Origin of the sequence: Photorhabdus hainanensis, from assembly GCF_018448965.1 — a bacterium.
Taxonomy (GTDB): Bacteria; Pseudomonadota; Gammaproteobacteria; order Enterobacterales; family Enterobacteriaceae; genus Photorhabdus; species Photorhabdus akhurstii.
Window position 1 is genome coordinate 64,740 of sequence record NZ_RCWD01000026.1, and the last position, 21,165, is coordinate 85,904.

At 44.4% G+C, this 21,165-nt stretch carries 17 protein-coding genes and 2 pseudogenes; 1 reads left to right on the forward strand and 18 read right to left on the reverse strand.

The annotated features are described in order from the left end of the window. Positions 1 to 77 precede the first annotated feature (77 nt). The 8 genes from EAE92_RS15970 to EAE92_RS16005 all read right to left on the reverse strand — a co-directional run bounded on the left by EAE92_RS15970 (position 78) and on the right by EAE92_RS16005 (position 9,804). Positions 78 to 1,223, reverse strand: a complete 1,146-nt coding sequence (locus EAE92_RS15970; RefSeq protein WP_214068793.1) for an acyl-CoA dehydrogenase family protein — start codon at positions 1,221 to 1,223, stop codon at positions 78 to 80. A 9-nt stretch (positions 1,224 to 1,232) separates the two neighbouring features. Beyond that, on the reverse strand, positions 1,233 to 1,490 hold the full coding sequence (locus EAE92_RS24690) for a phosphopantetheine-binding protein (RefSeq protein ID WP_214068794.1): 258 nt from the start codon (positions 1,488 to 1,490) through the stop codon (positions 1,233 to 1,235). 11 nt (positions 1,491 to 1,501) lie between these two features. Further along, positions 1,502 to 2,560 (reverse strand): HAD-IIIC family phosphatase, encoded by a 1,059-nt coding sequence (locus EAE92_RS15980; RefSeq protein ID WP_214068795.1) that lies wholly within the window; start codon positions 2,558 to 2,560, stop codon positions 1,502 to 1,504. A gap of 16 nt (positions 2,561 to 2,576) precedes the next feature. Continuing rightward, a complete protein-coding gene (locus tag EAE92_RS15985) occupies positions 2,577 to 3,422 on the reverse strand; it encodes a 3-hydroxyacyl-CoA dehydrogenase family protein (RefSeq protein ID WP_036809488.1) in 846 nt (281 codons plus the stop codon). 464 nt (positions 3,423 to 3,886) lie between these two features. Next, positions 3,887 to 4,237: a type VI secretion system contractile sheath small subunit gene (locus EAE92_RS15990; protein ID WP_214068796.1), complete on the reverse strand. Its 351-nt coding sequence runs from the start codon at positions 4,235 to 4,237 to the stop codon at positions 3,887 to 3,889. Positions 4,238 to 4,838: 601 nt separating this feature from the next. Beyond that, the gene (locus tag EAE92_RS15995; protein ID WP_105398034.1) at positions 4,839 to 5,129 is read right to left on the reverse strand and encodes a DUF6137 domain-containing protein; all 291 of its coding nucleotides are present in this window, start codon (positions 5,127 to 5,129) and stop codon (positions 4,839 to 4,841) included. A gap of 23 nt (positions 5,130 to 5,152) precedes the next feature. Beyond that, entirely contained in the window at positions 5,153 to 8,914 is a 3,762-nt protein-coding gene (locus EAE92_RS16000; RefSeq protein ID WP_214068797.1) for a hypothetical protein, read from the reverse strand. A gap of 434 nt (positions 8,915 to 9,348) precedes the next feature. Then, the gene (locus tag EAE92_RS16005) at positions 9,349 to 9,804 is read right to left on the reverse strand and encodes an Lrp/AsnC family transcriptional regulator (protein WP_036809758.1); all 456 of its coding nucleotides are present in this window, start codon (positions 9,802 to 9,804) and stop codon (positions 9,349 to 9,351) included. Positions 9,805 to 10,065: 261 nt separating this feature from the next. Between EAE92_RS16005 and EAE92_RS16010 the strand changes: the two genes are divergently transcribed. Continuing rightward, entirely contained in the window at positions 10,066 to 10,680 is a 615-nt protein-coding gene (locus tag EAE92_RS16010; protein ID WP_214068798.1) for a LysE family translocator, read from the forward strand. A gap of 77 nt (positions 10,681 to 10,757) precedes the next feature. On the opposite strand, the pseudogene EAE92_RS16015 reads toward EAE92_RS16010, so the two are convergent. From EAE92_RS16015 to EAE92_RS16065, 10 genes and pseudogenes are all read right to left on the reverse strand, one after another. Further along, positions 10,758 to 11,102 (reverse strand): annotated as a pseudogene (locus EAE92_RS16015) (RNA-guided endonuclease InsQ/TnpB family protein); the annotation flags it as partial. Positions 11,103 to 11,118: 16 nt separating this feature from the next. Further along, positions 11,119 to 11,410 (reverse strand): annotated as a pseudogene (locus tag EAE92_RS24695) (transposase); the annotation flags it as partial. 31 nt (positions 11,411 to 11,441) lie between these two features. Further along, the gene (locus EAE92_RS16030; protein WP_214068800.1) at positions 11,442 to 12,707 is read right to left on the reverse strand and encodes an arginase family protein; all 1,266 of its coding nucleotides are present in this window, start codon (positions 12,705 to 12,707) and stop codon (positions 11,442 to 11,444) included. Further along, the gene (locus tag EAE92_RS16035; protein WP_214068801.1) at positions 12,704 to 13,429 is read right to left on the reverse strand and encodes a cupin-like domain-containing protein; all 726 of its coding nucleotides are present in this window, start codon (positions 13,427 to 13,429) and stop codon (positions 12,704 to 12,706) included. Before EAE92_RS16035 ends, EAE92_RS16030 begins: the two co-directional genes overlap by 4 nt. After that, complete coding sequence (locus EAE92_RS16040) at positions 13,422 to 15,275, reverse strand: ABC transporter ATP-binding protein (protein ID WP_214068802.1); 1,854 nt, start codon at positions 15,273 to 15,275, stop codon at positions 13,422 to 13,424. The genes EAE92_RS16035 and EAE92_RS16040 overlap by 8 nt, the downstream gene beginning before the upstream one ends. A gap of 8 nt (positions 15,276 to 15,283) precedes the next feature. Next, positions 15,284 to 15,901, reverse strand: coding sequence for a hypothetical protein (locus EAE92_RS16045; RefSeq protein WP_214068803.1), 618 nt, complete (start codon positions 15,899 to 15,901; stop codon positions 15,284 to 15,286). Between the two features lie 613 nt (positions 15,902 to 16,514). After that, positions 16,515 to 17,777, reverse strand: a complete 1,263-nt coding sequence (locus EAE92_RS16050; RefSeq protein ID WP_214068804.1) for a cupin domain-containing protein — start codon at positions 17,775 to 17,777, stop codon at positions 16,515 to 16,517. A gap of 4 nt (positions 17,778 to 17,781) precedes the next feature. Further along, the gene (locus tag EAE92_RS16055) at positions 17,782 to 17,931 is read right to left on the reverse strand and encodes a hypothetical protein (RefSeq protein ID WP_214068805.1); all 150 of its coding nucleotides are present in this window, start codon (positions 17,929 to 17,931) and stop codon (positions 17,782 to 17,784) included. Positions 17,932 to 18,441: 510 nt separating this feature from the next. Beyond that, positions 18,442 to 19,482: a 5-bromo-4-chloroindolyl phosphate hydrolysis family protein gene (locus tag EAE92_RS16060; protein ID WP_214068806.1), complete on the reverse strand. Its 1,041-nt coding sequence runs from the start codon at positions 19,480 to 19,482 to the stop codon at positions 18,442 to 18,444. A 57-nt stretch (positions 19,483 to 19,539) separates the two neighbouring features. Beyond that, positions 19,540 to 20,643, reverse strand: coding sequence for a toxic anion resistance protein (locus EAE92_RS16065; protein WP_214068807.1), 1,104 nt, complete (start codon positions 20,641 to 20,643; stop codon positions 19,540 to 19,542). Positions 20,644 to 21,165 lie beyond the last annotated feature (522 nt).

The window sequence follows — 21,165 nt, forward strand, 5'->3', positions numbered from 1 at the left end:
GAATAAATAGACGTCCAAGATACTCAAGACATCATCGCCAAATAAATTTGGCGTGATGGTTTTGATATATCCTGATTTTAAAGAACGGATTCTTTACGATAAAACTGTCTTAATGCATGTTGTGCAATCAAAACTTGCTGGATTTGACTGGTGCCTTCGATAATTTCCAGCACCTTAGCTTCTCGGTATAACCGTTCCACAGGATAGTGATTACACAGGCCATTACCCCCTAAAACCTGTACCGCATTATTTGCAACTTGAATAGCAGCTAAGGAACTCTGATATTTAGCAATATTGGTTTCCATTATTGCATCATGGCTACCTTGGTTTCTTAATTCGCCAATCTTCTCGCATAAGGCTTTTGCCGCATAAAAAACCGTTGTTGAATCGGTAATTAAGCCTTGAATTAATTGGTGTTGAGCAATTTTTTTACCGAACTGCACTCTTTTACGGGCATAGGTAATCATTTCCTCCAGAGCCGCATGAGCAATCGCCACCCCAGCCCAAGCGATACTGTATCGGCCATAAAAGAGCGCGGTATTCGCCACAAAGCTTAGCCCTGCACCTTCTCGTCCTATCAGGCTATCTTTAGGGATCTCGACGTTATCAAAGCTCAATTCGGATAGATAAGCACCACGACTAGCCAACAGTCCGGTCATGAGTGTCCGACTCAATCCAACTGCTTCTTTCTCGACCATAAAGGCGCTGATTTTGTCGCCATTCTTGGCAAAGACCAGAAACAAATCGGCAATTCCCGAGTAGGTGATCCACTTTTTATTACCGTTGATGCGATAACCTGAATCTGTCTCTTCATAGGTTGTTTGAATTGAGCCGGCATCTGTCCCGGCGTTCGGCTCAGACAGTGCAAAACAGGCAATTTTCTCGCCTTTACACATTGCCGGCAGATACTTTTCTTTTTGTTCCGCGTTGGCAAGTCTCACTAACGTTTCACCCACCAAACTGGTGTGGACCGTAAGCAATGCCCTGGCCGAATTGCAGCCTTTACCGATTTCTTCCGTTAAATAGCCGTATGACAATGGATCAATGCCACCACCGCCATATTCTGGCGGTAGAATAGATCCCAGAAATCCTAAATCGGCCATTTGAGTAATAACTTCTTTTGGTACGCCGCCTTGTTGGTCAAATACGCCAGCTTGAGGTCGAAGTACTTCATTTGAAAACTCTTTCGCTAATTTAACCAGCCGGTCTATTTTATTATTCATAAATAAAATCTAACCTTTTATTTTTTGGACAAGTTGTTGCATTCTTTCAATCGAAACAAAATTCTCTCTTTCAATATATTCATCTGGAATTGAGATCGAAAATTTATCTTCGATAAAGCATAGCAGTCTCATAGAAAATAAAGAGTTAACCAGACCGCTTTCAAAAATATTCGTATCGTCCTTTAACTCTACATCATCATCTAAATTGGTAATATTACTTTCAATAAAATAACGAATTTCTGTTGATACAACACATGAATCTTTCACACACTTATCCTTTAATTAATTTCAATTTTGACATAACGCGGAAAATCAGGAACTTGACTCAGATCGTGAGAGAAAATTATTGTATCATCTGAGAGCTCCTGACATTTTTTAAAACCAGCAAATTGATAGGTGACATACATTTGTCTATTACGCTGTGTCCGTTTAAATTCAGCATGCAAATTATGTGATTTTTCTTTAGCTTGTTTCATAATATAAGTCAGAGCGATACTGCCGACACCTCTGGACAGGGTTCTACATGACATCAGCAAAAGCTTTATATAATCCGTGTCACCTTTATATTGAACCAAGGCAAGACCTATTTTTCCGTAAGAGCCATATTTATCGACTAACTCAAATACAAACAGGTCATGATCATCAGCAGCCATAAGCTCGGATAATTCATCGCGACTATAAGTAATGCCGGTAGAATTAAGTTGATTGGTGCGTTGAGTTAACTCTTCCGCTCGCAGCAAATCTTCCTCTTCGGCTTTAGCGATATAGAATTTCATATCTAATTGACTGAGGAAATCTTCGGGCGTGCCGACAAATTTCTCTTCCTCATTTTTCCTGAGAATATCATCTTGATAACGACTCCTTCTCAGCTTTGCATCATCAGATATTTCCATGTTCGCAATTCGCGGTAAGTCTAGAATTGTCTTATATGCTAAAGCGTCAATACAAACCACTTCGGGATGTTTTGAATTAACCTCATCCCTCTCCATTATTTGGTCATCAACAAAAATAAAAGTATCGGTTGAAATATTCAGGCTCTTCTGAATTCTTTCTATCGATAAAGACTTTGGTCCCCAATTGATTTGCGGATAAATAAAATATTCATCCAGTTCAAATTCGCGAAGTTTAGCCATCGCATCACTGGCATCATTTCTACTGGAAATAGATTGCAAAATTCCCATGCTATCCAGTTTTTTGATAATCTGGGGAATATTTTCTTTGAGTTTCACCTCATCCTGCTCAGATAAAACCCCCTCCCAAATTGTATTGTCCAAGTCCCAAATCACACATTTGACCGGTTTATTTGTTACTTCAACTTGTGTGTCAATATGTTTCATTTTCACACTTTCCTAATTATTTGTATTTAAAGAAACCCATACCACTTTTTTTACCCAAATGCCCGGCATCGACCATTTTCTTAAGCAGTGGACAGCATCGATATTTTGGATCTTGATAGCTGTCATAAAGGACACGTAATGAATTCACCACGGTATCCAGCCCAATCAGATCGGCGGTTTCCAAAGGCCCCATCGCATGGCCATATCCATCTTTAAAAATCTTGTCTATATCCTTTGGAGCCGCGACGCCATCCTGCACCAAAAAAGCAGCTTCATTCATAAACAGGTGAGATAATCGGTTTGAAACGAAGCCGGGGTAATCTTCCACTACCACCGCACTCTTATTAATACTTTGCAGCAAGGCTTGGGAAGCCTCTAGCGTTTTATCGCTGGTATGGAAACCTTTAATCACTTCTACACATTTCTTAAGCGCGACGGGATTCATGAAATGCAGGCCAATAACTTGCTCCGGGTAAGGTAAACATGAGCCAATCTTAGTAATTGAAATACAGCTAGTATTTGCAGCGATGTAGGTCTTCTCATTAATGATAGAAGACAGCCGTTCATATACATTTTGTTTCGCGGCCAGATCTTCTTTCACATTTTCAATGACCCAATCACTCCCTTCAATTTCTTGATAATCACTGACCACTTTTACTCGTTCAATCAGCTCATTGCTATTCACGGATTTCAGTGAAGGTTCAAGCATTTGATAGAGCCTAAACTCCTTTTTTATCCGGGAAGGAATATTCTCAAGTACTGTTGGATCAATATCTAAAATGACGACATCGTGACCAAAAGCGGCGCACACCATCGCGGTGTCTAACCCCATAACACCTGCACCAACAATCGATATTTTCAAAGCAAATCTCCTTTTTAAAATTGTAACAACAGACTAGAAACTGACGTACTTGAAATACGTACAACTTTGATGATTGCAATTGAGCTAATAATTGAAATTAAGCTAATAGTTGAAGGGATTTTCAATTTGCCTTTCAGCTCTTGAATATCTTGGCAATGTAATTTTTAAACTGATGAATGTATCGTTGTCTTCCCTCTCCAGCAGCGAAAGTGTTCCATACGTTTTATTTTCTTATAGCTGATGACAGGCTTAGTACGCTACCGCCCCTCGCCGTGACCGATGCGCATAAGGTATGGTTGCTATTTTATGGGATGCTTTGCCAAGCACCCGCTCCCGCAGACGCTCGGCAAAACACAGCGGACAGTTAATCCTTCTTCTGCCGAATCGCGCCGTAACGCAACACGTTCAAAAAATCGGAATGAAGTCAATTTAAGTGATTTTTTCGTAGGGCAACTCAACCTGTTTCAGATAGTTATGTTTATCTTTGGTCGGGTCTTTAATGTTGTATGTAACAGATTGGCCTTCACCGCCTTACGCAAGTCATCGCTCAGCGTCGGCACTTTTAGAATGGTTTCTTGTTCTTTACAGAACGTGGTGTTGTCTAGCAGATTGGATTTCAGATCGCGGAAAGTCAGAGTGATATTTTCTTTACCGCCATTAGCAGACAGGATATGAGTTGTCCGCCCATAACTAGAATCGCCCAAGAATAGCAATCTTAGCGGCCACTCAACTTTTTTCTGTGCACTACCAGTATGGAAGCTCCGTTTAATATTAACGTGTACTTTCGGCACTTCGTTCATAAAGCTTTCAAACATAGTATTTATCCTAAACAGTATTTCATGAGAAGGAAGTCAGCCATGCGACATTGACAGGATGTACTTTGCTCCTGTTTTACAGAAAGACAGAGCAACAATGCTTATACATAAATTTCCATTAACAATAAAGCACAGCAAACTCTCGCACTAAAGTAAATTTTTTATATACAAAAAAGCATTATCAATTTATTTAGATTTTTATATCAGATTAGCTAATCCTTATAAATTTAATAAAACACTTTAGAAAAACTGATAATAATCATACTCAATAAATATTGATCATTCAAATAATTAATCATTCTAATAATATTACTAAAAAGTAAACTTTGGTGTACGGGATGACATGAAAGCCGTGACGCTAACGTTACGAAAACTATCTATGGGTTATATGCACAGGCTTGACTGGTACCTCGGGGAGACATGAGATAACGCCCAAGGCGTCATATCCATAGTGAGAGATGGCGATAAAATCGCTTATGATTCAGAGGGTAAGGATGAGGATGAGTGTAAAAGATAAACAAAGATAGCAGCGCTTATCCGCAAAGTGCTAAACAGGCGGCCTGAAAATTCGCCGCCCATGAAATAACAACTGTACAAAATTTTAAACAAGGTCTTCTTGGGGATGAGATAAGGTTGATACAGTAGATGCACGCGCGTTAAGGGCATCACTCACGATTGCCGAAAATTCATCGATCTCTATTGATAAAGGCTCATATCGCAACCATCCCAAAGTACAATCGAATAACGCTTCCAGTCGTACCACAAATTCAATCGCATCACGGGCAGGGATCTCCAGTCGTCCACGCTCAATTAATTCTTCCGCGCTATCACCTGTGGTGTCGCAGGCAACTTTGATAATCAATCGCCGAATGTAATTCTCTGATAGTGACATAATTTCTCCTTGAACAATCGTACTCAAGCCTTCGTCTCTATGGCTCGAATAATAGCAATAGGATCAACTTCCGCTAGTTTAAAACGACCTTTCACCTCTGCTGCGGTGTAAGTCAGAGCACGTTGAATATAGGTTTCAATTTCCTCAGTTATGCCATAAGGCACCAGCCCAAGCTGTTTGACCAATTGTTGGCATTGGCTGTCAGAGAGTAAATCGGCATGATGGGCAAGTAGGTATTCCTTACAGCGCTTAAACTTTCTTTGCCAGACTGCAACTTCATCTGCGATTGTAGCGGCAGAGTTTACATTCACAGCAATTTCAGGCACATGGTGTAACACCAAATCACGCAAAGCCGCATTTTCTGGCTCTGCAATTAGCTGTTGCAATGTGAGAGTCAGATCACGACAATGCAACAAACTGACGCCTATTCGCTCAGCGGCAATAGGTGATAGCGGCACTTGTACCATCCGCATCAGTGTCTGTTGCGGCCACATCGCTGAAAGCAGCAATCCCAGTTGCCCTGCTGTGGTATGCAAGATCTCCCATTGGTTTTGGTCAGCATCTGTTCTCTCCAGTTTTTCAACCATACAATCAAAAGCTTTCCAAGCGCCTTCAAAACCAGCAATGTAAGCTCCAGTTACCTCATCACGTACAAACTGGTTCAAGCAAAGTGCCGCTAGCGTTGTGGCAAAAGGCAATGAATAGACGGTGATACGTTGGATAGAAAAATCAACCACTTCTCGGTAAGCGGCATAAGCGCGAAACAACTCATGCCAGGGAGAATGACCAACCATTTCATACACATGTGAAACTTCATCGTTAGCAACATACGAGAAGTCATAAGCTGTATCGAACAGTACCCGTAACCAGAGCGCCAATTGATGGAGATCCTCGGCTTGCCAACGTGCGCCATCAGCACGCTGCATACGCAAGAAGAGTGTCCAAGTGCCTAACTGACAGACTCGATTCAGTGATACTCGCCATATAGGTTGCCATTCGACAATGCGCAATGCCAACGCTTCGAATACATGTAAACGGCCAATATTCTCTTCTGACGCATTTGGCAGTTCGGCAAATTCAACAATCAATTCTTTCTCATTGAAGAGGAAACTGGCTTTATGTACCACAAACGGTAGTGAAATCTCCAGAATGTTCCGTGCTAACCTCAACAGACAAGAGCGTGCATCACCAAAGCCATCCGCGATATTTATCAGTTTGCGTAAGGATGCAGGTAGTTCAGAACCAACTCCAGTTCGGAAACGAGCCAGCATCCATTGATGCAAGAGATTGTGTAGTTGATGAGCATTTTCTATAGGCAGTTGATCAGGCGCCATATTGTCGGCAATAGGTATCAAAACTTGCCAGCGTAAGAAGTCGTCGCCCAAACATTCCGCAACGTTTTCTTTCAACTCAAGCAAAAAATTATCTGGCATGGATTGATAACGAGCACGATCTATCCATCTTAAGAAAGAGCGTAATGCGGCCTTTTCCGTGGCAGAAAGCGCCGACAGTTGGGCAAATGCGATCCAACCATCCAGAAGATCCAAGTAACGCTGATGTGTGATGGGATCACGTCGATCAACCACATCGGTTAATACAGCTTTAAGCACCTGATCATAAGTATCCACCAGATCAATGCGACAAAGGCCCTGCAATGCCGGTAAGTTTGCTTGATGTAGCGTCTCCATTAGGCTGGCGGCGGCTTGCAGTAAATCGGCTGCTTCTCTAGCTCCAGCTAATGCACCGGCAGCCTTAAAGCATTTCAGCGGAGTCAAAAACGCAAGATAGGCAGCAAACGCTTTTGGGGCACACACCAAGCTAGCGAGCATGGTCGGCGCTAGTTGGCCGTGATGTATTATCTCTAATAGAGAGGCCGGAGAAAGCGTGGATTCTGTTGCACTGACCAGCGCATGTACAATATTTAGTCGCTCAGTATCCTCGTAAATGGGCAGAATTTCTGTATCTGCGAGTACATAGAGTACACATTCTAGCAACATGCGTGCGTCGTTATATGGTGCAGCTATCGCAGCATCGACTAATGACGCCAGTTGGATGGCCGGCAATTTTTCAATCCATGCCTCGGTTTTAATGACCTGCATAATTAAGCGCAGATCATTGAGCCGGATGAGCCTGCCTGCAAGTGTTGGAATAGCTTTGCATAAGCGCGGTAACGCAGATTGCGGATTGCTTTTAACGATGAAAGCACAGAGATAATCTGCCGTTGCATCCGTTGTCGGCCAATCAGAAGGTAAAAACTCAGTCGCTCCCTCTCCTGCCTGTGCAAGGAGCCAACCTGTTAAACTGGGGCTTCGGACAGCATTACCATTTTGCAACCAAGTGTCGGTTGGGAAAATCGTGCGCTGTTTAAGTGTGGTATAGCTCTTTTCCGCTAACATCGGTAAGCCAGTTAACGCATTTTGCAGAATATCGGTAACATGTTGAGATGTAAGCTCGGTTATTGACAGGGATTCACTGTCGTCAAACACACGTTGTACTGAGGCAGGTAAATTAACCGATTCGACTGTTTCCGTTTTCAGTTCGATAAGCGGCTTTTGTGCACTAAAGTAGGCCAATTCCCCCATGCTATCAATGACTACCCAAGGAACAGCGGGTATATCCGTTAGTTGGGTAAGAAAAACCGGCAAATTTTGTTGGCGGAACATGATACCGGCGTGTTCACTAGCCACTCCAGATTCAACGAAAACAGCGGTAAGCGCCGCTTGTACAGATGAGGGAAGACTCAGGTAACGAGACCAGGCATCATCCAATGTCGATGCACAAAGGAAGCTGCCTGAAGAAGGAGCCGAAGGAGGCAGTAGTGCTGTCACCGGTACTGCTCGCATACAACGCGCCAGCTCGGTTCGTACTTCGGCGGTTAACCGTTGAACACGGCGTTCAAGCGTGTAACCGGGTGCCGGGCGCACCTGCACTAACCAAAGTTTATCTACATGTACCTGACGTAATTGTGTGCCATACCACAAGGGAGCGGTTAATGTCGGCCAATGATAGGCTACTGAGTTTACCCTTGATCCGGGTGATTGTGCTGCTGCAAAGCCAAAACCAAACGCCAGTTCTCCCCGAACGCCGTCAGAAGCGTCTAAGGTCAGTCCGGTGGCCGATACCAGACCATGATCTGTTTCCAATACCCACTCAGTATCCAACGCACTTTCAGAAAAATGTTGATGCAACTGCCTGATAATTTTGTACAAACTATGACATACATCGGCTGTCAGATAGGGAGCCTGTAAAGGTTCCACTCTGGGTAGAGTACCTTCAATCAACCGTTGAACGAAACAGGTGATTGGCTGTGGTTGATAATCAGGATTGATTAGCCGTTGTTGTGCGATAGCTTGAGATGCAAATCCACTGAAAGTAACCTCAGCAACAGTGTCGGCAAAATCTGCTGTACGACGGCAAATCACACTCGCATAGCCACCTGCATTAACGAAAACCGCACCATCTTCCAAACCTGCGCTACGAACAATCCAAGGAGGCGGGCCACATACTTCCTCTACTTGTTTTATCCAATCGTGATGCTCCGTAATATGTTTGCTGTAGATGGTGCGTAGCAAAGCAACATCAGCATGTGGAAAAACCTCGGTGATGGCAAGCGCCTTATCGGCAGGAAGCGCCAGCAAAGGGGGAATAAGAGCCGAAAAATCGACGTGTCGGGCGAGCTGTTGTAATCGTTCAAATTTTGCAGTCATACGTTTTATTTTCTTACCTTTAAAACCAGAATCCCAAACGAGTTTTCCCGTTGAATAAGTACGAGTTGCGACTTTCATACCAACCCTAATGCTCTACCTGATATCTCTATTATTGATATCAGGTTTTTCTAGGTAAGTTTTTGCATTTTACGGTAGATCAAAACAGTTAAATAGGAAGGTAATTCTCTTAAATGCTCTACTATTTTGGTGCGGTTATTTAGAGTGCTTCCTGAAAAATAGCGATATAACGCCTATGTCTAAACACAGCAAGAGGAATATAAGAGAGCCAGATATATCTCTCTGATAAGCAATTATGTATTTCCTCCTAATCAACACTCAAAATATAAAAAAAGAATATTTCGTCACAAAAAAGTTTTAAAAATATTATAAACCTCCCTGTCAGTTATCGAATATTTATACGGAGGTTTATCAAATTAATCTAGCTTAAGTCTTCTTCCATTAATCGTCCGAACAAATCTGGTACGTTTCTTTCGTTGATAACCTTTAAATGCCTATGTCAACGGAAGAGGGCGATCTTGGATAACGGTTTTCATGACGAGGGTAGATATTAGGCGCTGAACGCCGGGCATGCTAGACAACCGTTCGTCATAGAGCTTCTGAAAAGCGGGCAGATCATGAGTAACGACGTGCATGAGATAGTCAGGATCACCGAAAAGCCTTTGCGCCAAAATAATCTGCGGTATTTCCGTAACGGCATCTTCAAATGACCTGATTGCCAACCTGTCCCCTTCACGCAAGGTTACGAACACAATCGCGGAAAAGTTAAAACCAAGGCTAGCGGGATCAAGGTGGGCACGATAGCCCCTGATAATCCCCGATTGTTCCAGTGACCGTACCCGGCGATGACATGGTGAAAGGCTAAGTCCTACCCGTTCAGCAAGGTCGGTCACGGAAAGACGACCGTCCGCCTGTAGTTCAGCAAGAATCTTGCGATCAATCTTATCCATTTGAAAGAATCTCTCTTTTATCCGCATCAAAATAACCAAAGTTGGAAGCACATTTTAACGATAGAAGGATATTCTTTCCACTGATATAAACAGTCCGGATGTACTCATATTTTTCATCAAAATGGTAATTCGGAAATGAGAATAATAAGGTGGAAATAATATGCGTATTTACTCATGTTGCAGGAATCTTTCAGACTGGAAGACACTACAACTTGTGACTGTAGAAGCTGTAACCCTGCAATCCGATTGGGGAATAAAACTATGGAGTTAAGTCTGTTTGCTGCATTCTGGGTTGTCTCCATTCTGCTTATCATCACTCCAGGGGCAGACTGGGCTTACGCCATCTCTGCTGGTATGCACGGCCGTGTAGTAATTCCTGCGGTCACAGGACTACTATGCGGGCACCTCATTGCGACAATTGTTGTGGCAGCCGGTGTGGGAGCACTAGTTGCTGGTACGCCAATCGCTCTGACAGTATTAACAGTAGCCGGAGCGGGTTACCTACTGTGGCTCGGCATTAACATGATCCGTCATCCTTCCGCACCAACAACAAGCGATGAGCGGGAGGTAGGTTCCAGGTCCCAATGGGCGATAAAGGGACTTTGTGTCAGTGGCCTGAACCCGAAAGTCTCCTTGCTATTCCTGGCACTGTTGCCGCAGTTCACCGATCCGACAGCCAGCTGGCCGATCCCGGTACAAATTATGGCATTGGGCCTGCTTCACATTTTAAGTTGTGGTGTAATTTATCTGATAGTCGGATACGGTTCCCGGGCAATCCTAAAAACCCGCCCACAGGCCGCGCATATTGTCAGCCGGGTATCCGGCGCTGTAATGATTATCATCGCGGTACTCTTATTGGCGGAACAGTTCCTCTGAGAATGTAACAAATGTCTGATATCACAATCACACAAGTGACCGCTCCCTGCCGTAAACGGCAAGTCTTCCCACTTCTCGGCCGCCACCATCGATATGACGGATTGACGCTGACCTCCGTGGACAGAAACGACGAGTCCCGCCACTTGTAATTCTGTTGTGCCCTTGCTCTGGATGTTGATCGCCGCATTGATATCGCAGTCATGTTCGACACGACAGAAAGGGCATTGCCAGATCCGCTTACGCAGCGGCATTTCCGGCACTTTGTGACCGCAGCAATGGCAGGTTTTCGAGCTGGCGAACCACTGATCCAGTTTGACCAAGTGGACGCCCGCCGCCGCGGCTTTGTATTTCAGTTTCATGATGAAACTATGCCAGCCCGCATCCCCGATAACGCGGGCAATGTGGTGATTCTTCATCATGTTTGTCTATCTCAGCGTCTATAAAACACTTTGATAACATCATCTCATCCCACACCACAAATATTGAGGTTTTCATCTTCTTACGCATTGAAGTGATGAAAGTGACTTCACGCTTCATTAGCTCGTTCATAAGGGATTGGCTGATATACCCTTTTATCTCCGTAAAGAGAATCCATTAGGTCTTCTGCTCATTCACGAACAGGCTTGCGACCAGCCACATTGGCTGCAGTGATTTTGTCTGCCACGATTTCGCCTTGATGATTGACTATCAGATGTAATTTAAGCCCATAAAACCATCCTATCGTGGTTTTTTTCCATCAATCGTCCAAACAAACTGATGTATTATTTTTCACTTTGATGAAAAGGTGAATAGATACAGTGGTCGGCTACCATCGCCTTACTCAAATGGAAGAGATAGCGACTAAGCAACCGAGCAGCCACTGCGGCTGCCCCGTGGGCACCTTGCGAAGCATCACCGATTTCGACAAACTCCATACCAACAATACGGAACTCGCTTAACAGCCGTTCAAAGCAAGCCAACAAAGGATAAAAATTCAGCCCCCCCAGTACAGGTGTTGCTGTCTGCGGTACCTCTGTACCAAACAGCACATCGACGTCAAAACTGATGAACCAAGGTAAAGAGCGATCCATATTCCTGAATAGGCGCTCATAGCCCGCTGTTTCTGCTTCAAAAGCCGAAAGCATATAGAGCTTAGGATCTACTTCTAACTGGAGGTTCTCAGTCGGTTGATAAAAATAATCTCGTATACCAACCTGCCAAATTGATACAACATGCGACATTCGACGAACCCAGTGCATGACATTAGCATGGTTAAGCTGCGAATCGCAGGGAGCTCCCATAGCATACAAATCAGGGTGTGCGTCAAACTGCAACACCCCCAGACGTGGATAACGTTCACCTAAAGCCCTTATGCTATAGAAAGCCTGAGCATGATCACCCCCCAAAATAATTGGACATGCATCCCGTTCCACAATATTACGGCACACATAGGTAAGCCGTTCACCAACATCGGTTGCACTATCCATACTAGGACGGTATACGACATCACCGAGATCGAATAAACGCAGATGTTCTGGCTCCAACCGAGTACCGAAATCAAGGTCCAGTAAAACCCCTTTTCCCGCTGTACCCAGAGGATGTCTCAAGCACTGTACCAACTGAGAACGTACGTGCTGACCCCCACCTGCAACCGATATCTCTCCTCCGGTTGTCGTCAAAATAGGAGCATGCAATAGCACGGCATCATCGGACTGGAGTTCATCAAGATCAAAGACGCTAATTGACTGTCCCGCCGGTTCCGGTGCCGGTATACAAAGCCCACCTTCCAAGGCAGTACTCGCCTCTTCCGGAAATAGAAAATGGTACTTCACCATAGCCTCAAATACAGAGGGCCCCAAACGCTGGGCTATCATTGCCCCAGCCAGAACCGCCTCTGACTTTATCTGTTCCAATAATGATCCTATTTTGCTGGACACCCGCAGTCGCTTAGTTCCCGAGGGAATACTGATCTCTATACGCCCAGATTCAATAGGATCGTAGCGCAGCCCAGGGTGAATACGGTATCTAAGGTTTGGTCGATCCTTCATGAGGTCATCCCTCCTTCCAACCAAGGGAGCAATTGGTGAAACTCTAGGGCTCGCGCACAATTGGCTACTTTACAAGCAATTTCTGGCGATACAAAATTCCTAGTCAAGCTAATAGTTGGCCCTTCATTCACTACTTCATGCCACCAAGTTGCAGGAATGTATAATAAATCGCCTTTGTTGACCTCTAGGTAGCGCCACTCTCCCTGGTCGCAACGGGTTTCAAGCACTTGTAAAGCTTGGGCTCTCTGTTGCTCATACTCATGGTCCCAACAAGCCGGCGCATGTAAGGCTAACCGTTTCCTGCCCTCAATCACGGCCAGCCACGCATGAGTTTCCAATACATCGTAATGGAGAGCCGTACCTGAACAATCGGCACCAATGAATATCCATAGAAGAGGCTTGAATAGCTTCTCTGGAATACTTTGCAGCAAATCACCCACAGCGGGTATAGCCTCATTGAAGTCCTTCAACATATCTGGATTATGCTCAAAGAATCTCCATCCAGAAGCATACAAGTTAGCCAACCGTCCTTCACCGCTTTTCAAAGCCTGAATATATTCACATACAGGAACTTCAACCTCGAACTCTCCATTTGCATTACTCAGTGCCAGCTTCTGCTCCTTCATCCCTGCGAAGAATTCCCAGCTCCAGCGCCGGTGAGCAACCCAGTCCAAAGTGACTCCCGTTAGCAAAATAGGTGACATCAACATCATTTCACTCATTTTTAGGGCCCATTGATGTTAGTTCCGGCACAGATTGGTCTTCACGATGCAGTAAACGCTGAAAAAGGCCATTGCGTGCCTCCAATTCACTCGGCGTCCCCATATCGATAATCTGCCCTTGTTCCATGACCACAATCAGATCAAAGCGACTCAATGTCGCAACACGGTGGGTTACAACTACCACCGTGCGTTCTGGCATTTTATCGAGCAAATAATTGAGGATACGAGTTTCGGAAATTGTATCTACCGAGGACGTTGCTTCATCAAAAATAAGTAATGGGGATTTCTTAAGCAAAGCGCGAGCAACACTCAAACGCTGCCGTTCACCAGTGGAAATTGACGCACCACGCTCTCCAACCAGAGTATCCAGCCCCTGAGGCAACCCTTCCACCAACATCATAGCTTGCGCCATTGTCAACGCATGAGAGACCTCTTCAGAGTTACTGACAGAAGATCCATAGGTTACGTTTTCCCGTACAGAACGGTTGAACATCAAGGCAGATTGCAAAGCTTCACTCGACACTCGATGCAAGCTGCTCATCGAAAACTTAACTAAAGGCAATCCATGCAGTTCCACTGTTCCGGAATCCGGTACCATGTCACCACGCAGCACAGCTAACAGAGTAGACTTTCCTGATCCAGATGGTCCCACAATGCCCACTTTGGTACCTGGTTCGATACGCAGGCTAATATCACGAAGTACAGGTGTTGCACCATAACTGCTGCATACGTTGGATAACACGATTTGTCCTGGTACCGGTAATATTGGTGGAGACTCGTTTGACTCGATATCCACTGGAATTGAGGATAACTCTCGTAAGCTGGACCGTAGCACCCCCAAAGAGTCAAAAATATCGACAAAATGAAATGCAACGGACTCGAAGTGCCAGGATAGCGAAATGATAAGGGAACAGGTCGTGATTAGCTGGGGCAGTGTCAGTTGACCTTGCCCATATTGTAGACCAATATAGAGCAAGATAGCTATTCCAAATAACCATTTGTAAGTACTTTCAATCAGCAACACAAATACCCAGTAGCTACGTACCTGCCGACAGGCGTAAAGATCTTGTCTCAATGCCTGACTGAAACTGTGTCGCTCCGAGCGATAAGCAACAAAGCTCCTGATCAAAGGTACGTTAGTCACTATCTCCGCCAGATCTGAGATCACTTTGGCATGAGCATCGCTGGCATCCTCAACAATATTCATACCGGTATAGGCTAAATAACTGGAAAGCAATAAGGCCGTCAGCATCCATATCCCAGCAGCCATTGCCATAGGTCCAGATACACTGACCAATACCAATGTGGTGAGAATTGCCACAGAAAATAACTTGACCACTGTCTCCGCCACCAAACCCACAACGTTTTCCAGGCTATTAGAAGCTAACTCAACACGTTCAACAAGATTGCCGACAGAGTTTTCCGCCAGATTCATCGGCTTAGCATGCATTAGCCGGGTAGTAAGATGGTCTGTCACACCAATACGCAGGTTTTGGCTTGAATACAAAAGGGCCAAGCTGTGAACAGCTTGCAACAGTGGCGCAGACACCCAAAGTGAGATAATAATGGCAAGCATCATCAACACTTGTTCCTGCTGACCTTGCAAGGCTAGCTCAGTCAACCCACCCAGCACATAAGATTGACCAACATTACATACAGTACCTAGCACGGTAGCGACAATCATGATAATAGTACTTATCGGCGCACAAGCCAGGATCGCGGCACGAATATACTGATATGTACGGTTACTTGACTGTTCAAGCGGGATCGCCTTTGGCTTGGCAATATTTAAAGAGGCCAAGCGAGCAATGCTATGCCGCCAGGCCGATTGAAAAATGGATTGCATTAGGATCCTCATAGGGGCTCAATTAGCAAGCCGCCCAAGCGAACTATCGTCCTGACGAGTTCAGCCACAGCCGCAGAATTGACCTTTCCAGTTACACTTCGCTCCAGTACCTCATAGGGTACCCGTTCGCCAGAATTCAACAGTTCACACAAGGTTGCAAAGAGCTCATTAGGGCGCCCCCAGATTACTCTACGCCTAACCAGCAACGCCTGTCGGTTGCCGAGACTCATGCACAGCAAAGGGCAACATGGGTGAATACGCAAAGTGCCGCGACGCAACTCTGCCTCATCCACGGGAGCAGCCATCACTGTACTCAACTCGGGCGGCGTTATGATGAAACCATTGCTACGCACGGCCAAACGCCTAAGCTGAGCCAGTTCCCGCAAAGAGATAGGTTGTTCCGCCACTGCCGCAAACGACTTGGCATCCGGCGCAAATAAACGTAAACCTTCCGCACTCTCAAGCTGCACATTATCCGGAAACAGAGTGAGCCCTAATGTTGCTGAGAACTGCCGCGTTTCGAGAATATGAAAATCCCCCATCGGAATGAACAAGAGATCGCCAGGTTGCAGCTCATACCGCAGAGCATGGGGTAGAAGTGCTTCATAGTCCGTTGTAGATAGCATTCCCCCACTCAGTTCAATGTACTTATCCCGAGGCCACACAAACGCGATTTTACTCGCTGGCCCCAAGTGCCAAAGCAAGGACTGGTCTATATCATCATGCACACCAAACGGCGTGTAGCCGTAGTTGCCAAAAAACGCATAGAAATCAACACCACAGTTGGGGGCAGATCCTATGGCCTCAAACAACGGCGTCAGCATGTTTTTTTGCATCTGCTCGGCAAAGAAGGGACTCCAAGCACTCAAGCCGTTGAACGTGACACAAAACTCATCACTTTCATTGGCCTTAGCCAAACGCTGATTCAGTGTCAGATCAGTTTGCGATGCCAAAGATATCAAGGCATCTGTAATAGTGTAGCGCTGTCCTCCTCCAACCCAAGAGCGTACACGAGGTTGTTCGATCTGAGAGAAACGAGTGAACATCTGACTCACTACTTCCAGAACCTGAGCGTAACCAGGCATGATTGCTTTCAGATGTGCGGGCGACTTCAATCCTTCTGAAGTTTCCAAGAGTTGTAGTGCCCAGTTTTGATCAATATCCATAAAATATCATCTCACTCATTGCACAAAATGTGGATGGCGAAGATGAACCTATCAACGCCTTTTCATCAAGGTTCTACGCGGCAAGCTGCAATCCTCCTAGCCTGCGCAACTGCCCCACGGTGACAAGCAATGCATCCAACGATACTCTTCCGTCAAGCTTCTCATACAGCTCGCGCACACTGAATGGTGTATCAGGAATGACTTTCATCAATCTGACACAGACTTCATTTCGAGCAAGGCGAATGCGGTTCCCTCGGACAAAAACCAACAAATCTTCCTCCACCTCGATAGTGGTTAGTGGAAAATCCGGATCGCGAATCAAACGGGTATCTGGAGTCATCACATCGTCTTGAAAACGGACAAAGGAATAGCGCAGATGCCGACGGCTTAAAGCTCTTGCCATGCTCTCAGCATGTATTCGCCTTAACCATTCTGCCTGAGAATACTCACTCTTTTCGGCCCGCTTGACGACTTCATCGATAGAACCTTGGAGGCGCTCTTCGGTAATAGCATGTTGAAGAATTTTCTCAGTCACCTTGGCATCCGGATATTTTGATACTGCAAATGCAACACCAATTGAGAAACCATCTGTATTGCCAATATGGAACCAATGTGGTGGCAGCAAAAAGACATCACCCGCTTCGATGACAAAAGTCTTGCCATGTGGCACCAAGCGCTCTGGCTGGAAACAATTCTTTCGTTCACCATTCAGAAGATGAAACTCTTCTTGACTAAAGAGTGTCATCTCCTTGACCGTGGGACCAGCATGGAAATGAACGACGGAGGAATAAGGATCATCAATGTGAATGCCAAAAGGGGTATAACCATAGTTTCCAATGAACAATGTCACCTCAACTGTACTGCACCAAGCGCCTTGAGCTTCTACGACCGGCGCAAAAATACGAGCTCCCATCCGAGCTAGTTGATCGGACCATTGCTCAGCACCATTAACAATAATACCAAACTTGTGCCCACCAGTGGCCCTAGATACATAGTCCTTGAACGTTTCTCCCATATTGGGCTGATTAAACAAAACCTCATTCTCGTACTGAGGACTCAACATGCCATTGATATATACCCGGAACAAGCCACCTATAGCTCGTTCAACCTCTGTAGACATGCTAGCGAATAGATCAAAAAATAAAGCATCATTAAAAATCGCCGGTTCAAAAACCCTCTTCAATAGAAGAGGGGCCATTTTGCGCGGAGCCTTGACCGGATCATATTCATAAACAGCGCTGGAGGATTCATGAGTACAAATGTGCTCATAAAGCGGTTCCAATCGCTGCATAGACGATTCTGAGATCAAGGCATTGTATTGAATCACGTCAGACATCATATTACCTTCGACGAATATGTCGAACAGGTCGAGCCATTGAAATCTGGGGGATGTCCTCCACAACTTCTAAGCCGAGGTCTTCAACATTAGCCTCTACTTGATTAGCAGCTACATCGTTGCTTTCCATTGCTGCGTTGTTGTCTTCTTGCATGATACCCTCCAATTGAATAAGTTCATTTGAGTAAGTTCATTGTTATGCCCATAACTTTTGAGCAACAATAAAATAACAAACCCGTTTTAACACTTCAATAGTCCTGAAGAATAACTACAAATAATAGTTAAAAAACGCCACTACTTTGGCTTAAATAATTAAAATTTTTGTATAATTTAGGAATAAACTACTGAATTACACCTACTTTTCTTATAGGTATTTCGGTGTCTAAATACATATCGGGTTAAAGAAATGTTTTACTCAGGGCCAATACTGATAAACAACAGCAATTAAGCATGATCTGAATTTGCCGGCTATGTAAAGCATAAAAGCTGGCTAAAGCTTTTCGGTTTTTTTCAAGACTTTTAGCCAACTTAGTAGCCAATGCCTGCAACGGTTATTCGTTCATAACTTCATATGTCATAAGGTTATTGAACATATCAAAAACAGACAACGGCAAAATCTATTTACAAGCTCATGCAATAATTCCCATCAATTTTTTCAGCCTTTTTAATCATGCTTAGCGCCAAACCCTTGGGAACGGATCAACTGATTCATTACTTTTAGATCGACCAATAGATCGTCGATATCATTGTCTAATAGACGCTGGTGCATTTCGCTAAATACCACACTCATTTCTTGTATCCCTTGGTAAGTCAGAGATCTCACCTCTTCGAATTGGGCGCTATCAGCATTTTGCTCCTCTAACAAAACACAACGTTCCAATGCCTTGACAATCATTGGTAAATAACGGTTGAGAAATAACTTACCGGGAGTGACATCCCTGGCATCAGCCTGCATACAGCCAATAATCGCCTGCGTTTTCCCCTCAATCAGGCTAACCAGTTCCTGCATCTCATACTCCATACCAGACTTATAACGCTTGATCTGAGCCAATTGCTCATAATATTCAGCAAACTCTGCCTGTGTCTCATCTTGCCGACGCTGCTCCTCTGCCTGTTGACGAGCAACCATCTGTTGTTGCTGTCGCAGCGCTTTCTGCCGTCGAAAATTATTCCAAGACTCAATCAACACCGTTACCAGCACGACAACAAAAAATGCGACACCAAACCAAACAGGAATCGCATGGGCATCAATTTTAAACAACGCGGCAATAGTACTCGCTATTATCAGTAATAACGGGAACTTGCTTATCTCTAGTTTACGTTGTCTGATAATCGTGATGAACAAAGCCGCTAACCCGCCAAACAACAGGGCAACGGCCCACAGCCCCGCCAGCGGACTCAACACCACCACTAGCCAACCGGCCAAAGTCGCCGGCCTATATGGACGTGACGGATAGAGAGCCAACAATCCGATATAGACTGATAACACCACTATGGTGGAAATATGACCATTACCCGCAGGCAAGGCCAAAAAAGACCAAGGAGTATACAGGACAATACAAGCCAGTATAAAAGCGAGGATAAAGACTTTGATATGAAACAGTACACGTGACAGAGACCGCTTGATGCTACCAAACAGGGACATGGCTTCCTGTTCCTGCTGCTGTGCCGCATCACGGTCAGACGATGATTGAGGTGTAGGCATAGGGTATTTTACTCTTCTTAATATCTATTACTGTCAGGAAAGCACCTGATAAGATGACTAATATTGTGCATTAGCCGCCGCAGTTAAACGCTGGCGTAAATTACCTTCCATTGAGGAGAGTTCTTTCTCAATCTCAGTCCGCTTAATACGCGCTTCTGACGCAATGCGCATGGTATCCTCAATCGTATTGACTAAACGGCTCTGCACATCACGCAAGGTTTCAATGTCAACGATAGAGCGTTCCACTTCAGTAGCCGTTGCAATGCTGCTCTGTTGCAGGATTTCAGCATTTTTGCGTAATAATTCGTTGGTCGTATCGGCCACCTCTTTTTGCAATTTAGCCGCTCTACTCTGAGCTTTCAGTGACAGATTGAGTACCATCTGACTTTTCCAGATTGGCAATGTAGAAAGGATGCTACTCTGGATCTTTTCCGCCAGTTGCTGGTTATTATTTTGTACAATCCGGATCTGCGGAGCTGTCTGTATAGCAATGGTTTTTGACAGTTCCAGGTCGTGAAGACGGCGTTCAAAGCGATTAATATTTTCCAGCAGATCTTTAACACTCTGCGCATCCATCATATCTTGAGACGTTTCAGCCTTTCTCTGTAATGAGGGCAACTCCACCGTTTTAATCTGTTGCAACTTCTGTTTGCCCGCTTCAACATAGAGCGATATCTCTTTATAGAAACCCAGATTGCGATCGTAGAGTTGATCTAACACCGTGATATCACGCAGCAAGTTAAGCATTGCGCTATCCAGATGAGTGGCGATGGTATCGACCTGTTGTGTTAGCGTCTTTTGATCAATCATAGTGCGTTCAGCTTTCTTAAAAATCCCGCCGATCAACGGTAATTTTCTCAGAAAGCGACTGCTTTTCTCTTCTGGGGACAGCGCATCATGTTCACGAATAAACATGACCAAATCCGAGAGTTTTTGGCCTACTTCATCAGCTTCCTTGGTTTTTACATTCTCCAATAACGTATCAGCAAAACGGGCAATCCCTCCCATAGGTTGAGCGCCATAGCTGATCACCGCCGCAGGTTGCGAAATATCGATCTTTTCTATTAGCGTATTGATGTGCTCCTGATCAATCAGAACAGTTGACTCATTGAGAGCCATATCACGACCAAATGATGGGATAGGTATAACTTTAGTACTCATAAAATAATCCTGTTAGCTGAATTTGTATGGAAAATAAGAAGTTATTATATGGCGTCTAAGACGTGTTTAAAACAAGTTCTATTTTCTGATCCGCTTGTAAATATTAAACATCGGCGCAAAATACCTGCATAAACCCGCGTTGTAAGCTAATTAGGTAAGCTTTATTGTACTGAATACGTAACGCACCCTAACCAGACAGGAATTATTCAACAACGATATTTTTGTCAAACTCATCTAATGAACAGATTTAAGCGGATTTCCTGCATTAACATAGAAGAAAAACTTGAATTATCTAATTCGCATTATTATCGGTATTATTGCAATAATTGCTCATAAACTAATTTTTGATTATAGTAAATAAAAACATGTCAATAAAACCAGTATGTATAATTAAACCTGATTATCACTTAAATTCAGCTCCCATAGGCGTATACTTAAAATAAGTCTGTGTGGAGGTAAATGAAAATGGCTAAAAATCAGATTCAATTCCAAAAAGGCATTTCTATTCATGAGTTTATTTCA

Excerpts from the sequence above, each read along its gene's own strand:
- EAE92_RS15970 (WP_214068793.1), bottom strand. The coding sequence starts at position 1,223 with ATGAATAATAAAATAGACCGGCTGGTTAAATTAGCGAAAGAGTTTTCA.
- EAE92_RS15980 (WP_214068795.1), bottom strand. The coding sequence starts at position 2,560 with ATGAAACATATTGACACACAAGTTGAAGTAACAAATAAACCGGTCAAA.
- EAE92_RS15990 (WP_214068796.1), bottom strand. The coding sequence starts at position 4,237 with ATGTTTGAAAGCTTTATGAACGAAGTGCCGAAAGTACACGTTAATATT.
- EAE92_RS15995 (WP_105398034.1), bottom strand. The coding sequence starts at position 5,129 with ATGTCACTATCAGAGAATTACATTCGGCGATTGATTATCAAAGTTGCC.
- EAE92_RS16000 (WP_214068797.1), bottom strand. The coding sequence starts at position 8,914 with ATGAAAGTCGCAACTCGTACTTATTCAACGGGAAAACTCGTTTGGGAT.
- EAE92_RS16005 (WP_036809758.1), bottom strand. The coding sequence starts at position 9,804 with ATGGATAAGATTGATCGCAAGATTCTTGCTGAACTACAGGCGGACGGT.
- EAE92_RS16010 (WP_214068798.1), top strand. The coding sequence starts at position 10,066 with ATGGAGTTAAGTCTGTTTGCTGCATTCTGGGTTGTCTCCATTCTGCTT.
- EAE92_RS16030 (WP_214068800.1), bottom strand. The coding sequence starts at position 12,707 with ATGAAGGATCGACCAAACCTTAGATACCGTATTCACCCTGGGCTGCGC.
- EAE92_RS16035 (WP_214068801.1), bottom strand. The coding sequence starts at position 13,429 with ATGAGTGAAATGATGTTGATGTCACCTATTTTGCTAACGGGAGTCACT.
- EAE92_RS16040 (WP_214068802.1), bottom strand. The coding sequence starts at position 15,275 with ATGCAATCCATTTTTCAATCGGCCTGGCGGCATAGCATTGCTCGCTTG.
- EAE92_RS16045 (WP_214068803.1), bottom strand. The coding sequence starts at position 15,901 with ATGCTATCTACAACGGACTATGAAGCACTTCTACCCCATGCTCTGCGG.
- EAE92_RS16050 (WP_214068804.1), bottom strand. The coding sequence starts at position 17,777 with ATGTCTGACGTGATTCAATACAATGCCTTGATCTCAGAATCGTCTATG.
- EAE92_RS16055 (WP_214068805.1), bottom strand. The coding sequence starts at position 17,931 with ATGCAAGAAGACAACAACGCAGCAATGGAAAGCAACGATGTAGCTGCT.
- EAE92_RS16060 (WP_214068806.1), bottom strand. The coding sequence starts at position 19,482 with ATGCCTACACCTCAATCATCGTCTGACCGTGATGCGGCACAGCAGCAG.
- EAE92_RS16065 (WP_214068807.1), bottom strand. The coding sequence starts at position 20,643 with ATGAGTACTAAAGTTATACCTATCCCATCATTTGGTCGTGATATGGCT.